The 17,136-nt window shown below is 68.8% G+C and carries 18 protein-coding genes and 1 pseudogene; 9 read left to right on the forward strand and 10 right to left on the reverse strand.

Annotated elements, in window-relative coordinates; all coding sequences use genetic code 11:
* Positions 1 to 2: 2 nt before the first annotated feature.
* Positions 3 to 305: pseudogene (locus G3M62_RS27015) on the reverse strand (ferritin family protein).
* An 83-nt stretch (positions 306 to 388) separates the two neighbouring features.
* Between G3M62_RS27015 and G3M62_RS02335 the strand changes: the two are divergent.
* Positions 389 to 2,098, forward strand: coding sequence for an alkaline phosphatase D family protein (locus tag G3M62_RS02335; protein ID WP_165184407.1), 1,710 nt, complete (start codon positions 389 to 391; stop codon positions 2,096 to 2,098).
* Between the two features lie 141 nt (positions 2,099 to 2,239).
* Here G3M62_RS02335 and G3M62_RS02340 read toward each other — a convergent pair whose 3' ends face one another.
* Together G3M62_RS02340 and hisI are read right to left on the reverse strand one after the other, a co-directional pair.
* A complete protein-coding gene (locus tag G3M62_RS02340; protein WP_165184409.1) occupies positions 2,240 to 2,869 on the reverse strand; it encodes a LysE family translocator in 630 nt (209 codons plus the stop codon).
* A gap of 81 nt (positions 2,870 to 2,950) precedes the next feature.
* Positions 2,951 to 3,352 carry a phosphoribosyl-AMP cyclohydrolase gene (gene hisI, locus G3M62_RS02345; protein WP_165184411.1) on the reverse strand — a complete coding sequence of 134 codons (402 nt, stop codon included), beginning with the start codon at positions 3,350 to 3,352 and terminating at the stop codon, positions 2,951 to 2,953.
* Between the two features lie 63 nt (positions 3,353 to 3,415).
* On the opposite strand from hisI, the gene G3M62_RS02350 reads away from it, so the two are divergent.
* A complete protein-coding gene (locus G3M62_RS02350; RefSeq protein WP_246263609.1) occupies positions 3,416 to 4,267 on the forward strand; it encodes a DUF817 domain-containing protein in 852 nt (283 codons plus the stop codon).
* A gap of 59 nt (positions 4,268 to 4,326) precedes the next feature.
* Here the strand turns inward: G3M62_RS02350 and G3M62_RS02355 are convergent, their stop codons facing one another.
* Positions 4,327 to 5,862 carry a UbiD family decarboxylase gene (locus G3M62_RS02355; RefSeq protein ID WP_165184412.1) on the reverse strand — a complete coding sequence of 512 codons (1,536 nt, stop codon included), beginning with the start codon at positions 5,860 to 5,862 and terminating at the stop codon, positions 4,327 to 4,329.
* A 131-nt stretch (positions 5,863 to 5,993) separates the two neighbouring features.
* On the opposite strand from G3M62_RS02355, the gene G3M62_RS02360 reads away from it, so the two are divergent.
* A complete protein-coding gene (locus tag G3M62_RS02360; protein ID WP_165184414.1) occupies positions 5,994 to 7,847 on the forward strand; it encodes a DUF4153 domain-containing protein in 1,854 nt (617 codons plus the stop codon).
* A gap of 44 nt (positions 7,848 to 7,891) precedes the next feature.
* Here the strand turns inward: G3M62_RS02360 and G3M62_RS02365 are convergent, their stop codons facing one another.
* The 4 genes from G3M62_RS02365 to G3M62_RS02380 form a co-directional block, all read right to left on the reverse strand.
* Positions 7,892 to 9,682, reverse strand: a complete 1,791-nt coding sequence (locus G3M62_RS02365) for an ABC transporter ATP-binding protein (RefSeq protein WP_165184416.1) — start codon at positions 9,680 to 9,682, stop codon at positions 7,892 to 7,894.
* Positions 9,683 to 9,702: 20 nt separating this feature from the next.
* On the reverse strand, positions 9,703 to 9,975 hold the full coding sequence (locus G3M62_RS02370) for a DUF454 family protein (protein WP_165184417.1): 273 nt from the start codon (positions 9,973 to 9,975) through the stop codon (positions 9,703 to 9,705).
* Positions 9,976 to 10,026: 51 nt separating this feature from the next.
* Entirely contained in the window at positions 10,027 to 10,566 is a 540-nt protein-coding gene (locus G3M62_RS02375) for a glyoxalase superfamily protein (RefSeq protein ID WP_165184419.1), read from the reverse strand.
* Positions 10,567 to 10,892: 326 nt separating this feature from the next.
* Positions 10,893 to 11,126 (reverse strand): hypothetical protein, encoded by a 234-nt coding sequence (locus G3M62_RS02380; protein WP_165184421.1) that lies wholly within the window; start codon positions 11,124 to 11,126, stop codon positions 10,893 to 10,895.
* Between the two features lie 229 nt (positions 11,127 to 11,355).
* Here G3M62_RS02380 and ubiA point away from each other — a divergent pair, with 229 nt between their 5' ends.
* Complete coding sequence (gene ubiA, locus G3M62_RS02385; RefSeq protein WP_165184422.1) at positions 11,356 to 12,294, forward strand: 4-hydroxybenzoate octaprenyltransferase; 939 nt, start codon at positions 11,356 to 11,358, stop codon at positions 12,292 to 12,294.
* A 113-nt stretch (positions 12,295 to 12,407) separates the two neighbouring features.
* Here the strand turns inward: ubiA and G3M62_RS02390 are convergent, their stop codons facing one another.
* A complete protein-coding gene (locus G3M62_RS02390; RefSeq protein WP_165184424.1) occupies positions 12,408 to 12,749 on the reverse strand; it encodes a lysozyme inhibitor LprI family protein in 342 nt (113 codons plus the stop codon).
* Positions 12,750 to 12,818: 69 nt separating this feature from the next.
* Between G3M62_RS02390 and G3M62_RS02395 the strand changes: the two genes are divergently transcribed.
* From G3M62_RS02395 to G3M62_RS02415, 5 genes are all read left to right on the forward strand, one after another.
* Positions 12,819 to 13,760 (forward strand): fatty acid desaturase family protein, encoded by a 942-nt coding sequence (locus tag G3M62_RS02395; protein WP_165184426.1) that lies wholly within the window; start codon positions 12,819 to 12,821, stop codon positions 13,758 to 13,760.
* 42 nt (positions 13,761 to 13,802) lie between these two features.
* Entirely contained in the window at positions 13,803 to 14,462 is a 660-nt protein-coding gene (locus G3M62_RS02400; protein WP_165184427.1) for a class I SAM-dependent methyltransferase, read from the forward strand.
* A 44-nt stretch (positions 14,463 to 14,506) separates the two neighbouring features.
* Positions 14,507 to 14,851, forward strand: coding sequence for a VOC family protein (locus tag G3M62_RS02405; protein ID WP_165184429.1), 345 nt, complete (start codon positions 14,507 to 14,509; stop codon positions 14,849 to 14,851).
* Between the two features lie 153 nt (positions 14,852 to 15,004).
* A complete protein-coding gene (locus G3M62_RS02410) occupies positions 15,005 to 15,412 on the forward strand; it encodes a YkgJ family cysteine cluster protein (RefSeq protein WP_246263438.1) in 408 nt (135 codons plus the stop codon).
* Positions 15,409 to 15,948, forward strand: a complete 540-nt coding sequence (locus G3M62_RS02415; RefSeq protein ID WP_165184432.1) for a YkgJ family cysteine cluster protein — start codon at positions 15,409 to 15,411, stop codon at positions 15,946 to 15,948. The genes G3M62_RS02410 and G3M62_RS02415 overlap by 4 nt, the downstream gene beginning before the upstream one ends.
* 264 nt (positions 15,949 to 16,212) lie before the next feature.
* On the opposite strand, the gene G3M62_RS02420 is transcribed toward G3M62_RS02415, so the two are convergent.
* Positions 16,213 to 17,094 carry an NAD-dependent epimerase/dehydratase family protein gene (locus G3M62_RS02420; protein WP_165184434.1) on the reverse strand — a complete coding sequence of 294 codons (882 nt, stop codon included), beginning with the start codon at positions 17,092 to 17,094 and terminating at the stop codon, positions 16,213 to 16,215.
* Between the last annotated feature and the right edge of the window lie 42 nt (positions 17,095 to 17,136).

Here is a 17,136-nt window from a genome sequence, read left to right on the forward strand (position 1 = left end):
CGCTACTTGCTCTCTTCCTCGCGGCCGGCGATCGAGCCGTCCGTGAACAGATATTCCTTCAGCTGGGCGTCGGTCTCCGGATCGCTGCGGCGCAGCCACTCAAGCACCATGGCCGCGTGCTCCAGCTCCTCGCGGGCGTTGTGCGGCAGGATCTTCTTCAGTTCCGCATCGTCGCAGTCGTCGGCCCGCTGACGGTATCAGTTCACCGCCTCCAGCTCCTCGATCAACGAGGTGATGGCGTAATGCTGGTTCAGGGTCTTGCCCCGCAGCTTTTCGCGCGGGACGTGGAGGCCTTCGCTGGACATGCATCGTCATCCTACTGTTGTCTCCAGGGGCTAACGCACGAGAAGGCCAAGCGGCGCCGTGTGCTTCCCGATCGGAGATGAGCATGACCATCGACAGACGCCGGGCCCTGGCCCTCTTCGGCCTGGGCGGCGCGAGCGCGGCCGGCGAGGCGATGGCGGCGACGCCCAGGGCGGTCTTCGACGGGCGCGTGGCGTTCAAGCACGGGGCGGCCTCGGGCGATCCGCTGGACGACCGCGTGATCCTGTGGACCCGGGCCACCGCCGAGGCCACGACCGCGCCGATCGCCCTGCGCTGGGACGTGGCGACCGATCCGGCCTTCAAGACCATCGTCCGCCAGGGTCAGGTCACCGCCGTCGCCGCCCGCGACTACACCGCCAAGGTCGACGTCACGGGGCTGAAGCCGGCCACGGACTATTTCTACCGCTTCCGCCACGTGAAGAACGGCAAGCCGGCCGGCAAGGCCGTGACCGGGCGCACCCGCACCCTGCCCAAGGGACCGACCCGCGACGTCGTCCTGGCGGCGGTGTCGTGCAGCCTCTATCCGAACGGCTATTTCAACGCCTATGACGCGATCGCCAAGCTGGCGCGCGTCGACGCCGTGCTGCACCTGGGCGACTATATCTATGAGTACGGCGCGGGGCCCGACGACTACGGCATGAACGCGCCGACCGCCAAGAGCCGCGTGCCCGATCCGCCGCGCGAGATCGTCAGCCTGGACGACTATCGCCGCCGCCACGCCCTCTACAAGACCGACCCGGCCCTGCAGGCCGCCCACGCCCGCGCGCCGTGGATCTTGGTCTGGGACGACCACGAAACCGCCAACGACAGCTGGATCGGCGGGGCCGAGAACCATCAGCCCGCGACCGAGGGCGACTGGGTCAAGCGCAAGGCCGCGGCGATCAAGGCCTATTACGAGTGGATGCCGATCCGCGAGCCGGCGGCGGGGACCCTGCCCGAGGCCGCCTGGCGCCGCTTCCAGTTCGGCGACGTGGCCACCCTGCTGATGACCGAGACCCGGCTGACGGCGCGCAGCCACCAGCTGGACTACGGCCACGATTTGACGCTGAAGGACGGGGCTCCCGACTTCGCCGCTTTCGCCGCCAAGCTGAAGGATCCGGACCGCCGGATGATGGGCCAGGGCCAGGAGCAGTGGCTGGCCCGCGAGGTCGACGCCTCGGTCAAGACCGGCACGGCGTGGCAGGTGCTGGGTAACCAGGTGGTCATGGCCCGGGTGGCCGCTCCCAACCTGAAGACCGTGATGGGCGACCAGGCCTACGGCGCCCTGCTGGCCAAGCTGCCGGCCAATGTCGCCAAGCTGGTGGAGCAGAGCCGGGCGCTGTCGGCGGTCGACACCCCCGGAAACCTCGACGCCTGGGACGGCTATCCGGCCGACCGCGAGCGGGTCTACGACATCTTCAAGGCCGGCAAGGCCCGGCCGATCGTGCTGTCGGGCGACAGCCACGCCTTCTGGGCCAACGAGCTGTGGGACGACGCGGGCACGACGCGGGTGGCGGCCGAGTTCGGCGTCACCGCGGTGACCTCGCCCGGCTATGGCGACTACCTGCCCGGCGCGCCGGTCGACGCGGCCTTCGTGGCGCGCAACAAGGAGGTCAAGTTCACCGACCAGTTGGCCAAGGGCTATCTGCTGCTGACGCTGGAGCACGGCAAGGCGACGGGCGAGCTGATCGCGGTCTCGACCATCCTGGACACCACCTACGAGACCCGGGTGCTGAAGCGCTTCGTCGTGACGCCAGGCGATGCGGGCGGCGTGAAGGCGCTGGCGGAGGGGTAATATAGATCCGCTCATCCCGGCGAATGCCGGGACCCAGATCCCACAGCTGAGTGGCTGATTGGATAGACGCCGCGCTCTTGGCGTCAGCCCAGAGCCGTTCCATCTGGGTCCCGGCATTCGCCGGGATGAGCGGAATTTTGCCTACCGCCGCTCCAGCGCGATCCTAACCCCGAACGCCACGAACACCCCGCCGGTCACCCGGTCCAGCCACTTGACCACGCCGGGCTTGCGCAGCGCTCGCGCGATCGGGGCGGTGGCCAGGATCAGGCCGCCGGACCAGACCAGACCCAGGATCACGTGAATCCCAGCCAGCAGCAGGCCGAAGGCGGCGGGGCTGGAGCCGGTGGGAATGAACTGGGGCAGGAACGACACGTAGAACACCCCGACCTTGGGGTTCAGCAGATTGTTCCAGAAGCCCTTGGCCAGGGCGGCGACCAATCCGCCCGACGGCGGCGCCTGGCCAGCGCCGGTGTCGAAGGCGGCGCGCGGCTTGCGCAGCAGATTGACGCCCAGCCACACCAGATAGGCCGCGCCCGCCCACTTCAGGACCGTGTAGGCGGTGTGCGAGGCCACCAGCAGCGCCCCGGCTCCGAACGCCGCCGCCGCGCCCCAGGCCAGGCACCCCAGGCCGATCCCCACGGCCACGGCGCTCGCCCGCCGCCAGCCCTCGGCCGCGGCGGTGCGCAGCACCAGGGCGGTGTCCAGGCCTGGCGTGAGGGTCAGCAGCCCGGCGGCGAGAGCGAAGGCGATCAGCGCCTGGGCGGTCGTCATGCGGTGATCTCCATACGATCTGCAAAGCCCGTCGCCACCGGCTCGACATCGGTGGCGGAGGCTGGCCCGATGAGAAGAGCCCTAAGCCTCGCGCTCGACCAGCGCCCCGTTCTCCCAGACGCGGTAGAAACACGAGCGGAAGCCCACGTGGCAGGCGCCCCCGTCGCCTTGCGGGCGGACCTTGATCAGCACGGCGTCCTGGTCGCAGTCGATCCGCAGCTCGGTGACGACCTGCAGCTGGCCGCTGGTCTCGCCCTTCTTCCAGAGGCTGCCCCGCGAGCGGCTGAAATAGTGGGCGATCCCGGTGTCGAGGGTCAGCTTCAGGGCCTCGTCGTTCATCCAGGCGAACATCAGGATCTCGCCGGTGTCGGCGTGCTGGGCGATGGCGGCGACCAGGCCGCTTCCATCAAAGCGGGGAGCGATGGACGCACCGCGCTCGAGCGCGGTCTTGTCGGCGGCGGCGGGGAAGATCTGCGAGGTCATGGGCGCACATATGGCGCCCCCTCGCCCGGCGTCAAAGCGTGGATCAAGGAACGGGTCGCGGCGCTGGACGCCTGGGCGCGACCCTGGGCCGAGCGCGGCCGCCTCAACGGCTGGGCCTACGAGTTCCTGCTGTTCGGCCTCAAGCAGGCCTGGGCCTGTCTGTTCGGCGGGCTGATGCTGGCCCTGATCGTCGGCACGCATGTCCTTTGGCCGGATGGCGCGGGGCTGGCGCGCTACGATTTTCTCGTCCTGGCCTCGCTGAGCATCCAGGTCGCCCTGCTGGCCCTGAAGCTGGAGCGCCGGGACGAGGCTGTGGTGATCGGCGTGTTCCACGTGGTCGGCACGGTGATGGAGGTGTTCAAGACCGCCCACGGCTCATGGATCTATCCCGAGCCCGGCCTGCTGAAGATCGCCGGCGTGCCGCTGTTTTCCGGCTTCATGTACGCCTGCATCGGCAGCTACATCGCCCGGATCTGGCGACTGATGGACTTCCGGCTCGTGCGCTATCCGCCGATCTGGACGACGTGGACGCTGGCCGTCCTGGCCTATCTGAACTTCTTCACCCACCACTATGGGCCGGATATCCGGATCGGCCTGTTCGCGGCGTCGGTCATGCTGTTCGGACGGACCTGGGTGGTGTTCACCGTCGACCGTATTCCGCGCCGCATGCCGCTGCTGGTTGGCTTCGTTCTAGTAGCGCTGTTCATCTGGTTCGCGGAGAACCTCGGCACCCTGGCCGGCGCCTGGGCCTATCCTAGCCAGCGCGACGGCTGGCACATGGTGTCTATCGGCAAGCTGGGCGCCTGGTACCTGCTGATGCTGCTCAGCTACGTGCTGGTGACGGCGGTGCATCGGCCCGCGTTTCCCCCTGTGGGGGAGGTGTCGGCGAAGCCGACGGAGGGGGGAGTTTGCTAATGTGGGTCCACTCCCCCCACCGGCGCCTTCGCGCCGCCTCCCCCACAGGGGGAGGACTTCTACTTCGCCTTCCAGATCGGCTTGCCGTCTCCCGGCAGGCCCAGGCGCGCCCATTTCTCGCTGACCGTGTCGATCACCGCCTGATCCATGCGGATCTCCTCGCCCCACTCGCGGTGGGTCTCGGGGGGCAGCTTGTCGGTCGCGTCCAGGCCGATCTTCGACCCCAGGCCGCTCTCAGGGCTGGCGAAGTCGAGATAGTCGATCGGGGTGTGCTCGATCACCGTGATGTCCCGCGCCGGGTCCATCTTGGTGCTGATCGCCCACATCACGTCCTTCCAGTCGCGGGCGTTGATGTCGTGGTCCACGACGATCACCCACTTGGTGTACATGAACTGGCGCAGATAGCTCCAGACGCCCAGCATCACCCGCTTGGCGTGACCCGGATAGGCCTTCTTCATCGACACCACGGCGATGCGATAGGAGCAGCCCTCGGGCGGCAGCCAGAAGTCGACGATCTCGGGGAACTGCTGGCGGATCAGCGGAATGAACACCTCGTTCAGCGCTTCTCCGAGCACGGACGGTTCGTCCGGCGGCCGGCCGGTGAAGGTGGTCAGATATATCGGCTGCTTGCGCATGGTGATCGCCGTCACCTGGAAGACCGGGAACTTCTCGACGCTGTTGTAGTAGCCGGTGTGGTCGCCGTAGGGGCCTTCATCCTCGTATTCGTCGAGCAGGACGTGGCCTTCGATGACGATCTCGGCGTGGGCCGGCACCATCAGCGGTACGGTCTTGGCGGGCACCAGGTCGACCTTGGCGCCGCGCAGCAGGCCGGCGAACTGGTACTCGCTGAGGGTGTCGGGCACCGGCGTCACGGCGGCCAGGATCGTGCCGGGATCGGCGCCCAGCACGGCGCAGGCGGGCAGGGGCTCGCGCTTGCCGGCCTTCTTGTGGCGGGCATAGTGCTGGGCCCCGCCCCGGTGGGCCAGCCACCGCATGATGCAGCGGTCCTTGCCCAGCACCTGCATGCGGTAGATGCCCAGGTTGAAGTCGTCCTCGCGGTCCTTGCCGGGGCCCTTGGTGACCACCAGCGGCCAGGTGATCAGCGGCGCGGGCTCGCCGGGCCAGCAGGTCTGGACGGGCAGCTTGGTCAGGTCGATGTCGTCGCCGGTCAGCACCACTTCCTGCACCGGGGCCTTCTTCACGGTGCCCGGGCGCATGGCCATGACGGTCTTGGCCAGGGGCAGCATGTCCCAGGCGTCCTTCAGGCCCTTGGGCGGCTGGGGCTGGCGCAGGAAGGCCAGCAGCTCGCCGACCTCGCGCAGCTCGCCGGCGGTGGTGCGCGGCTCGCCGCCGAGGGTGACGCCCATGGCCACGCGCTTGACCGTGCCGAACAGGTTGGCCAACGCGGGCATCGGCGAGCGGCTGCCGTCGGGCAGGATGACGTTCTCGAACAGCACCGCCGGCCCGCCCGTGGCCAGCAGGCGCGTCTGGATCTCGGTCATCTCCAGCACGGTCGACACCGGCTCGGTCACCCGCACCAGCTCGCCCTTCGCCTCGAGGACGTCGATGAATTCGCGCAGACTGCGGTACGCCATGAGGTGCTCCTGAACGGGGCGGAACCTAGAGGCGCCCCCGCTCCCCGGCAAGGTCGCGCCGGAAAGCTTGACCCTAGGCGCCGCCCGTTCGGCGTGATCTCTGGCTCCACGACATTCGAGGTTGCAGCAAGATGACCGACATCTCCCACGAGGCCGAAGCCGATCCCCGCGCGGTCCGCCGCGCGACGATCATCCGCCTGGTCACGGGCCTGGCCCAAGGCCTGCTGCTGTACGGGCTGTATCAGGCCGACAAGTCCAAGGTCTGGCCGGCGACCCAGCGCGAGGTCTATGCGGCCCTGCTGATGGTCTTCCTGTTCGCGCCGTTCGTGGTGCTGGCGGGGGTCTCGGCCCTGCGCTTTCGCACCCTGGCGATCTGGAAGGGCGTCGCTGGCCTGATCGCCGCCGGCCTCGGCGCCTATGCCGTGTGGAGCGGCGATCCCGCCGCCAAGGGCGTCGACGGCCTGGGACCGCAGACCTTCCTGGCCATCGCCGCCCTGATCTTCATCGGCCACCACCTGGTCCAGCCGGCCGACCTGGAGCGGCGGCGGATCGCCGGCTATCCGACCTATTTCGACGTGACTTGGAAGCACGGCGTGCAGGCGGTGCTGTCGCTGGGCTTCACCGGGGCGTTCTGGCTGCTGCTGTTCCTGGCCTCGGCCCTGTTCAAGCTGATCGGCGTGAACGCCATCGAAAAGCTGATCCAGCATGAGTGGTTCGCTTTCCCCGCCACCGCCGTGATGTTCGCCGCCGCCGTCCAGCTGACCGACGTGCGGGCCAATCTGGTGCGTGGGGTGCGCAGCGTGGCCCTGACCCTGCTGGCCTGGCTGCTGCCGCTGATGGCCCTGATCGCCGCGGCCTTCCTGCTGACCCTGCCGTTCACCGGCCTGGAGCCGCTGTGGAAGACCAGGAGCGCCACGGCCATCCTGCTGACCGCCGACGCCTTCCTGATCCTGCTGGCCAACGCCGCCTATCAGGACGGCACCGAGATGACCGCCGTGGTGCTGAAATGGGCCGCGCGGCTGGCGGGCGTGCTGCTGGTCCCGATCACGGTGCTGGCCGCTTATGGCCTGAGCCTGCGCATCGGCCAATACGGTCTCAGCCCCGACCGGATCGTCGCGGCGGCCTGCGTGCTGGTCGCGGCCGGTTACGCTGTGGGCTATGCGGTCGCCGCCGCGCGGCCGGGCGCCTGGATGAAGGCCCTGGAGACGACGAACATCGCCATGGCCTTCGGCGTGATCGCGGTGCTGCTGGCTCTGTTCACGCCGGCGGCGGATCCGAGGCGGTTGTCGGTGCGGGATCAAGTGGCGAGACTGGAGAGCGGCAAGGTGAAGGCGGCGGACTTCGACTACGTCGCCCTGCGCTTCGACGACGGCCGTTATGGCCGGAAAGCGCTCGACAGATTGAAGGCCAGTCCGAACCCGGTGGTGCGTGATAAAGTCGCCGAGATCTTGAAATACAATGAGCGTTGGGAGGTCGGCTACGTCGCGCCGGTCAAGCCGCCGGAAATCGACAATCGGCCCGAGAACGCCAAGCAGCTGAAGGCGGTGATCGTCTATCCGAAGGGATCGGTCCTGCCCGAAAGCTTCCAGCAGCAGTACCTGAAGCCCGGCGCCATGCGCATTCCGTTCTGCGAGCCTGGCGATCGATGCGTGGCCCTGCTGAAAGACGTCGACGGCGCCGGCGGACCGGAAGTGTTGATCACCGGCGAGGGGGGCGACGATCACCGCATCGCCGTCTATCGCTTCGAGCCGGATCACAAGTCGTGGTGGGAATACGGCTACTTCCAACTGCCGAACTGCCAGGGAGCCAGCGCCAGCGAGATCTTCGCCTCGGGCGATCTCAAGGCCATTCCACCCTACATCAAGGACCTAGAGATCCGGGGGCGGCGCTTCCACCTGTCGTTCGAGCAGGGCAACTGCGGCTACTACGAACCCGGACAAGAAACCCTGGGGCCGGTCGATCCGGTCTGGTCGAAGAAGAAATAGCGGCTCGGCGTTGATGGGGACACATGCATGCGTGTGTCCCCGGCCTAACCCACGCCCTCCGACACCGCGTTCAGCCGCGCATAGACCCCGCCGGCCGCCTTCAGCTCCCCATGGCGGCCTTCCTCGACCACCCGGCCGTTCTGGAAGACCAGGATGCGGTCGGCGCCGCGCACGGTCGACAGGCGGTGGGCGATGACGATGGTCGTGCGGCCGTGCATCAGGGCCTCGGCGGCCTCCTGCACCTGGCCTTCGGTCTCGACGTCGAGCGAGGAGGTGGCCTCGTCCATCACCAGGATCGGGGCGTCGGTGAGGAAGGCGCGGGCGATGGCCACGCGCTGGCGCTCGCCGCCCGACAGCTTGATCCCCCGCTCGCCGACCAGGGTGTCGTAGCCCTGGGGCAGACGCAGGATGAAGTCGTGGGCGCGGGCCTTCCTGGCGGCCTCGACGATCTCCTCGATCGTGGCCTCGGGACGGCCATAGGCGATGTTCTCCCGCAGCGTGCGGTGGAACAGGGCCGGGTCCTGCGGCACCACGGCGATGGCGCGGCGCAGCGAGCCCTGCGTCACCTTCGAGACGTCCTGGCCGTCGATGACGATCCGTCCGCCCTGCAGGTCGTGCAGGCGCTGGACCAGCTTGACGAAGGTCGACTTGCCCGAGCCCGTCGGCCCCACCAGGGCCACGCGCTCGCCCGGCGCGATCTTCAGCGAGAAGTGGTCGTACAGCGGCGCGCCAGCCGACTTGTAGCGGAAGGTGACGTCTTCGAAGGCGATGGCTCCGGTACCGCGCTGGAAGTCCGGCGCGTTCGGGGCGTCGGCGATCTGCGGGGCCAGGCCTTCCCAGGCGGCCAGGTCCTCGGTGTCGTCCAGGCCTTTCTGCAGCATGCGGATGTTCTCGCCCATGTTGCGCAGATAGCCGCTCATCAGCATGAAGGCGGTGATGGCGAAGGCCACGTCGCCGGGCGTCGCCGCGCCCTTGCTCCAGGCGTGGATCATCGCCGCCGTCAACCCGCCCTGCAGCAGCACCAGCAGCAGGTTCTGGCCCAGCCAGACATTGGTGAACTTGTGCCAGGTGACCATCACCGCCTCGCGCCAGGCGGCGGTGACCTCGGCGACGCGGGCGCTCTCGCGGGCCTCGGCGCCGAAACTCTTGACGGTAGGGTTGGAGGTGACGGCGTCGGCCAGCCCTCCGCCGATCTTGGAATCCAGGGCGTTGGACTTCAGGTTGGCGGGGCGCACGTAGCGGGTGGTGACCACCAGGTTGACGGTGATGTAGGCGGCGACCACCACCAGGGCGACGCCCCCGGCTAGCGGCTGGCGCAGCAGCAGCATGATCGACAGGCCGACCAGCACGATCAGGCTGGGGGCCAGCCAGATGGTCACCGCGTCGGTCACGCTGTCATAGCCCCACATGGCGCGGGTCAGCTTGCGCACCGTGGCGCCGGCGAAGCTGTCGGCGTGCCAGTCGGACGAGAAGGCCTGGACGCGGGCGTAACCCTCGTTGGTCATCTCTTCCATGTTGCGGGCGGCCAGCGGGATCCAGAACCGCATGGCGAGATTCCGGATCAGCGAAAAGCCCAGATAGACGCCGACAAAGGCCGCCCAGGCGGCCCAGGCCGCGTCGATGGCCGAGGGCCCCCTGGTGATGGTGTCGATCAGCTTGCCCGACGCCCAGGGCAGGGCCAGGTCGAAGCAGATCGCCGCCAGGGTCAGGCCGACGCCGGCCAGGAACAGGCCCTTCCGGCGCAGCCAGAAGCGCGCGATGAAGCCCAGCACCCGGGCGTTGCTCAGGGCGCGGCGGGGAGCGCCGTCTTCATCTTCATCGGTGGCGTCGGTCATGGTGACCGGTAGATAGGCGTTTAGCGCCGCTTTTTCGACCCACCAAACGGCCGCCAGCGCAGGTACCAGCGGATGGCCGGTCCGACGATCGGCGTGCGCAGCAGCGGGCGCACGGCGTGGGGCCGGGTCTTCAGGAAGCACATCACCGCGCCGATCCAGAACACCGTGGTCGGCAGGCCGGGGGTGACGACGCCCACCGCGCCAGTGGCGAACAGCGCCGCGCCCAGGCCGTCCAGCGCCCAGTGAACGGGGCGGGACAGGCGTTTTCGGCGCGGGCGGGGCGTGTCGGTCATCGCAGGGGAAGATGGCGGCTCGGCGCGCCGGCCGCCACCCCTATCGCGCCCTTAGGTCGCCGGATCCTGCGAGAAGCGGATGCGGTTTCCGAACGGGTCGTGGACGGTCAGGATGTCGCCCCAGGCCTGGCGCTCGATCCCGGGACGGCCAAAGCCGTACTTCTTGTCGTTCAGCTCCTTGTGCAGGGCGTGGACGCCCTGCATCGGCACATAGACGGTCGAGCCGGGACTGGCGTCACCGTGATGTTCGGAGAGATGCAGGGTCAGCCCCGCCCGCGTCACGCCCATGTAGAGCGGCAGGCCGGGCTCGAAGCGGTGCTCGAAATCCACCGTGAAGCCCAGGAAGTCGCAATAGAATTCGCGGGCCTTGGTCTCGTCGAAACTCCGCAGCACGGGGATGGCGCGCAGGAAGCCTATCGCGTTGGGAGCGGGAGCGGTGTCGAGCTTGGCGGCCGCGACGTTCCAGTTGTCGTGGCCCAGTTCGGCGGCCACCAGCTCCAGCGTGGCGCTGTGCGAGACGTCGATGTTCTGGGCGGCCAGGGCGGCGCGCAGCCGCTTGGCCATGGCCTTGGCCTGATCGATGGTCGGCATGGAGTCCTCCTCGGTTCGGCGACAGTCCGTCGGGGCTCGCGTTGCCGACCTGGTCGCCGATCGAAGAAGGGATCCGCTGACAGGAAGATCGATGCCTTCACCTTGTCCCGAAGGATGCGAGCGGCGGGCGGCATCGGCCCGCCGGAACGTTAGGGCCAGGGGCGGGGGATCGTCAATTGGCGTAGGTCCTCCCCCTGTGGGGGAGGTGTCGGCGAAGCCGACGGAGGGGGGAGTAGTCGGCAGGCGGCCGGCCCCAGGATCGCCGATCCTAAAACTCCCCCCACCGATCGCTGTGCGATCGCCTCCCCCACAGGGGGAGGATTTGGTCAGGCGAAGCGCATGTGGCCCAGCGTGTCGCCGTGCAGCCTGGCGCTGATGCGGCCGCCGAACTTCGTGGCCGAGGTCAGCCGGGCCGTCATGCCATCGTCGCCCGCGCGCTCGAAGGCCCGTGCGGCGGCGGTCCACAGGAGGGTGGTGACCGGGTGGGGCAGCACGATCCCGGCGGCCAGGCCGAGGGCCAGCAAAGTCCAGGCTTCCAGGCGGTCAACGATACGGGTCATGGCGGAAACCTTTCGAAGGGAAGGAGGCGGGCCGCCGTGCTGGGGGGAAACCGGCGGCCCGCCTCGGGCGGCGAAACGGCGGGAGGGGGATCACCGTTTCGCTGAAGCCATCTAGTCCCATGGCCATGAATCAATCCAATTGATCGTTTTTCGGATCGAGATCGGAAACCTCTATGCTCGCCGTTCGGCATGGTTGCGCGAGGCGGGAGGCCGGCGCTAAGCCTGCGTCATGAGCTCTCCCGACACCGCCATCCTGCCCGACGCCGCCGCCGGCAACTGGGTCGACCGCCATGCGCCGCCGGCCTTGCGGCCCTGGCTGAAGCTGGGCCGGTTCGACCGGCCGGCGGGGATCTGGCTGCTGATGCTGCCGGGCTGGCAAGGCATCGCCCTGGCGGCGGCCGGCAAGGGCCAATGGCCCAATCCGTGGCTGCTGCTCGCCTTCTTCATCGGGGCGGCGCTGATGCGGGCGGCCGGCTGCGCGTTCAACGACATCGTCGACCGCGACTTCGACGCCCAGGTCAGTCGCACGGCCATGCGCCCGATCCCGGCCGGCCTGATCAGCGTCAAGCAGGCCTGGGCGTTCCTGATCGGCTGCTGCCTGGTCAGCTTCCTGATCCTGATCTGCCTGGGCTGGTTGGCCGTCGGCCTGGGCGTGGCTTCGCTGGCCCTGGTGGCCGGCTATCCGTTCATGAAGCGCATCACCTGGTGGCCGCAGGCGTGGCTGGGCCTGACCTTCAACTGGGGCGCGCTGCTGGGCTATGCGGCGGCGACCCACGAACTGAGCTGGGCCGCCGTGCTGCTCTACGCCTCGGGCCTGTTCTGGACCCTGGGCTACGACACGATCTACGCCATTCAGGACATCGAGGACGACGCCCTGGCCGGGGTGAAATCCTCGACGCGCCGGCTGGGCGAACATGTCCAGAAGGGCGTGCTGGCCTTCTACATCGCCTGCTTCGTGCTGGTGATCGCGGCCGCCTGGGTCGGCGGCCTGGGGCCGCTGTTCCTGCCGCTGGCGGCCTTGGTCGCCGTCCACCTGTCGCGCCAGGCGGCCCGGGTGCGGATCGACGACCCGGTCGGGGCGCTGGCGCTGTTCAAGTCCAACGCCCAGGTCGGCGTCGTGCTGTTCCTGGCGCTGGCGGCGGGGATGTGGAAACCGCCGGGGCTTTAGGCGCGGTGCGTCCTTCGAGGCTCGGCTTCGCCTCGCACCTCAGGATGAGGACAACTGTGCTGAATTCCTCATCCTGAGGCGCCCGCGTAGCGGGCCTCGAAGGACGCAGGACCTCAGAACGGCGCGTTGCGATAGATCCGCTCCATGCTGCGATCCAGGTCGTCCAGCCGGCGGTCGTAGGCGCGGTTGAGGCAGGCGCGGTTGGCGCCGCAGCCTCGGCGGTCCTTCAACCACTGGACCTGGGCATCCTGCAAAGCGCCGCGGCCGCCCATGGCCAGGGTGCGCTTGTTGATGTCGTAGAGCACCGACATCTTCACGTCCTTGTCGTTCAGGGCGGTGTTGGCGCAGATCGCCTTCTCGTCCGGCGCGCGGGCCCGGGCGCAGTCGAAGCTGGCCGCGTGCGCCGCGACGGGCACGGCGAAGGTCAGGGCGAGGGCGGTCAGCAGCAGGCGCATGGCGGTCTCCGAAAGGCGTGACGTCGGGTCATTCTGTAAGCCGGACGCTGAATGTGGCATGATGGTTCCATGGCCGTCGCGTCCCGCATCAAGCCGCAAGCGCTGTTTTCGCCCGAGGAATGGGCCCCGCTGTCGGCGCGCTCGCGCTGGAAGGGCCTGGCCCTGGTGGCTCACGCCTGGGCGGTGATCATCGCGGCCGGAGCGATGGTCGTGCTGTGGCCCAATCCGCTGACCTACATCCTGGCGGTGATGCTGATCGGCGCCCGCCAGTTGGGCCTGGCCATCCTGATGCATGAGGCCGCGCATGGCGGGCTGCACCCGAACCTCAAGATCAACGACTGGGTCGGCGAGTGGCTGTGCGCCGCGCCCACCGGCGCGACCCTGGCCAAGTATCGGCCCTATCACCTGACGCATCACAAGTACGCCCAGCAGGCCGAGGACCCGGACCTGGTGCTGTCGGCGCCGTTCCCGACCACTCGCGCCAGCCTGCGCCGCAAGATCGTCCGGGACCTGACCAGCCAGACCTTCTTCAAGCAGCGGTTCGGCCCGCTGCTGGGCAAGCTGAAGGGGGACCAGCCCAAGGGCGCGATCTTCAGCGGCGAGGTCACGCGGCAGGGGCTGTTCCTGCTGTGGAACCTGGGCTTGCTGGTCGCCCTCAGCGCCATGGGCCTGTGGTGGGCGTGGCTGGCGCTCTGGATCGTGCCGATGGCGACCTGGTTCCCGCTGGTCACCCGCCTGCGCAACATCGCCGAGCACGCCCTGGTGGCCAAGGACGAGCCCGACCCGTTCCGCCACGCGCGGACAACCCAGGCCAACTGGATCGAGCGGGCCCTGATCGCGCCCTACTACGTCAACTTCCACGCCGAGCATCACCTGTTCATGCACATGCCATGCTGGAACCTGCCCAAAGCGCACCGGCTGCTGGTCGCCAAGGGACGGACGGAGGGCATGCTGACCGCGCCGGGCTACCTGTCGGTGCTGAAGGCGGCGTCCAGTCGGGCTCCAGCCTAGACGGGTCTCGCCTCGGGGCGGTCCGAATGCTCTAAGGCGGCCATGATCGTCCAGACGCTGGAGGGCCGCCGCGCCTTCATCCGCCAGAACACCGTGCTTCAGGCGCCGCCGCACGCGCCCGAACTGGTGCTGCACCTGGCCGACGAGGTGACGCCGCTCTGGAAGCTGACCGAGGAGGCCCTGGAAGAGATCGGCCTGCCGCCGCCTTTCTGGGCCTTCGCCTGGGCCGGCGGCCAGGCCCTGGCGCGCTACATCCTCGACCATCCCGAGACGGTGGCCGGCAAGACCGTGCTCGACTTCGCCACCGGCTCGGGCCTGGTGGCCGTGGCGGCGATGAAGGCCGGCGCCGCCCGCGTGCTGGCCAACGACATCGACGTCTTCTGCGAGGCGGCCGTGACCCTCAACGCCGAGGCCAATGGCGTGACGATCGACTTCACCGACCGGAACCTGCTGGACGCCTCGCCGCCACACGCCGACGTGCTGCTGGCCGGCGACATCTGCTACGAGCGGCCAATGGCCGAGGCCGTGATGGCCTGGCTGGCCCAGGGGCGGGCGGCGGGGGCGAGCGTGCTGATCGGCGATCCGGGCCGCACCTACTTCCCCAAGGACGGCCTGGTGAAGCTGGCCGAATACCAGGTGCCGACCACGCGCGAGCTGGAAGACATGGCGGTCAAGCGCACCAGCGTCTGGACTCTGCCATAACGACGATATAAGAACATAAGAAGAACAATCGGAGGCCCGCGGCCATGCGCGAAGACGGCAAGATCGACTATATCGAATGGCCCGCCGGCGACCTGCCGGCCACCAAGGCCTTCTACACCGCCGCCTTCGGCTGGGCCTTCACCGACTATGGTCCCGACTACGCGGCCTTCGAGGGCCAGGGCGCGGACGGCGGTTTCGCCACCCCGCAGGAAGGCTCGACCGACCGGCCGCTGGTGGTGCTCTACGCCCACGACATCGAGGCCATGCAGGCCAAGGTGAAGGCGGCCGGGGCGACGATCACCAAGCCGATCTTCAGCTTCCCCGGCGGCCGCCGCTTCCACTTCACCGACCCGTCCGGCAACGAGCTGGCGGTGTGGAGCGAGAGCTAGATCAACCGCTCATCCCGGCGTTCGCCGGGATGAGCGGATTTTGGAATGCGCGAAAAACCGTCACGAAACCGCGATAAATCCGTCTCCGGACGATTTATGGGGTGAGCGACAGTGGGCGAGGCGGCGCCAGCCAGGACCTGCGGCGATTGCGGAATGTGCTGCAAGCTGATGGGCGTGGCCGCCATCGACAAGGCGCCTCACGCCTGGTGCGGCCACTATCGCAAGGGCGCGGGCTGCGGGATCTACGCCGACCGGCCCCAGGCCTGCGCCGACTATGCCTGCTACTGGCTGAACGCGGCCAATCTGGATGATCGCTGGCGGCCGGACCGCGCGCGTTTCATACTGCATCGCGAGGACGACGGGCGCAGGCTGATCGTCGAAGTCGATCCCTCGACCCCCGACGCCTGGCGCAAGTCGCCGTTCCACGAAACCTTCAAGGCCTGGGCGGCGCGTGGCGCGGCCGACGGCCTGACCCTCAACGTCCTGGTCGGACGGCGAGGCTTCACGATCCTGCCCGATCGCGACGTCGACCAGGGCCTGGTGCGCGAGATTCCGGCATGAGCGAAACCGCTTCCACCCCAGTGCTGTCCAAGTCGTGCGGCGAGTGCGGCATGTGCTGCAAGGTCCTGCACATCAGCGAGCTGGCCAAGCCGGCCGGCCAATGGTGCGGCGTGTTCCGCAAGGGCTCGGGCTGCGGCGACTACGAGGCCCGCCCCCAGGCCTGCCGGGGCTTTCACTGCCTGTGGCTGACCTCCGAAAAGCTGGACGCCGCCTGGCGGCCCGACAAGGCCGGCTTCTTGATGTACCCCGACCGCGACGGCAAGCGGCTGAACGTGGTGGTCGACCCGGGCAAGCCGGCGTCCTGGCGGCGCGAGCCCTACTATTCGCGGCTGAAGGCGATGTCGCAGCGGGCCTATGACGGCTACGAGCTCTTGATCTGCATCGGCGACCGCCGGGTGGTGATGTTCCCCACCGAGGACGTCGACCTGGGCGTGCTCAACCCCGACCACAAGCTGGTCAGCGGCTATGTCGAGCGCGACGGCGCGCAGGTGCCGTTCGCGATGGTGCTGAGCGACGTGGAAGAGATGGTCACTTGATCCCTCTCTCATAGAGAGAGGGAGGGGCCCGCCGCCGCAGGCGGTGGGAGGGTGAGAGGTTTCACCGCCAACCGGCAAATCCGGGGCCGTTGAGCATCTTGGGCAAGGTTCAGACCGCCAGCCCTCTGTGTGGTTGCTGACACGCACTCTCTTCGTCCGAGCTTCGTCCTGAGAGGTTGTAACCTCTCACCCTCCCACCGCTTCGCGGCGGGCCCCTCCCTCTCTCAAAGAGAGAGGGATCAAGAAGCCGCCGCCACAGCGCCTCTAGAACCTCGGCCTGAAATCCCGCGGCGCCCACCCGAAGTCCGCCCGCGCGGAGCTGTCGTCGAAGGTCAGGTTCTGGGCCATGCGGTCGCCCATGGTCGCCGTGGCGCCGGGATAGAACGGCTTGGCCAGGGTCAGCAGCAGGCGAAACAGCCACGCCGGCAGCGGCAGGATCGCCGGGCGGCGGCCGAGGCCGGCATAGATCCGCTCGGCCATCACGCGATAGGTCAGGGTCTCGCCGCCGACCAGGTCATAGGCCTTGTCCCGCGCCGCCGGAGCCTGGGCGGCGGCGATCGCCCCGCCGGCCAGGTCGTCGGCATGGACCGGCTGGCGCAGGCCCTCGCCCTGGCCTGACAGCGGCAGCACCTTGAAGCGGCGGATCAGCCCGGCCAGGCGGCTGACATTGCCGTCACGGCCTTCCAGGTAGATCAGGGTCGGCCGCAGGATCGTCCAGGCCACGCCGTGCGCGGCGCAGAAGGCCTCGACCGCCGCCTCGGCGTCGGCCAGCGACTTGGCCACGGCCCGCTCCGAGGCGTCCGGCGAGTCCTGCTTGGTGAAGCGGCTGGTCGAGGAGAACGCCACCAGTCGGACCATGCCGCGCGCCTTCAGGGCGGGCAGGGCCTGGGGCAGCAGCCAGATCGGCGACAGCGAGAACACCGTGGCGACCGGCGGCAGTTCGTCGGCCAGGTTCGGGTCGGCCAGGTCGCCGTCCACCCAGCAGATGTCGTCGCTCGGCGGTCGCCGGCTCAGCGAGATCGGCGTGGTCCCCAGGGCGTTCAGCCGCGTCAGCAGGTGCTCGCCGATCAGGCTGGTGGCCCCCAGCACCAGGATCGGCGACGTCAGGCCCGACGGGGAGGGCGAAGAGGTGTTTTCAGCGTCCATCTTCCCCCTATAGTCGCGCTGCAAGCGGCGACCCAGGACTTT

Origin of the sequence: Caulobacter soli (assembly GCF_011045195.1) — a bacterium.
Classification (GTDB): Bacteria; Pseudomonadota; Alphaproteobacteria; order Caulobacterales; family Caulobacteraceae; genus Caulobacter; species Caulobacter soli.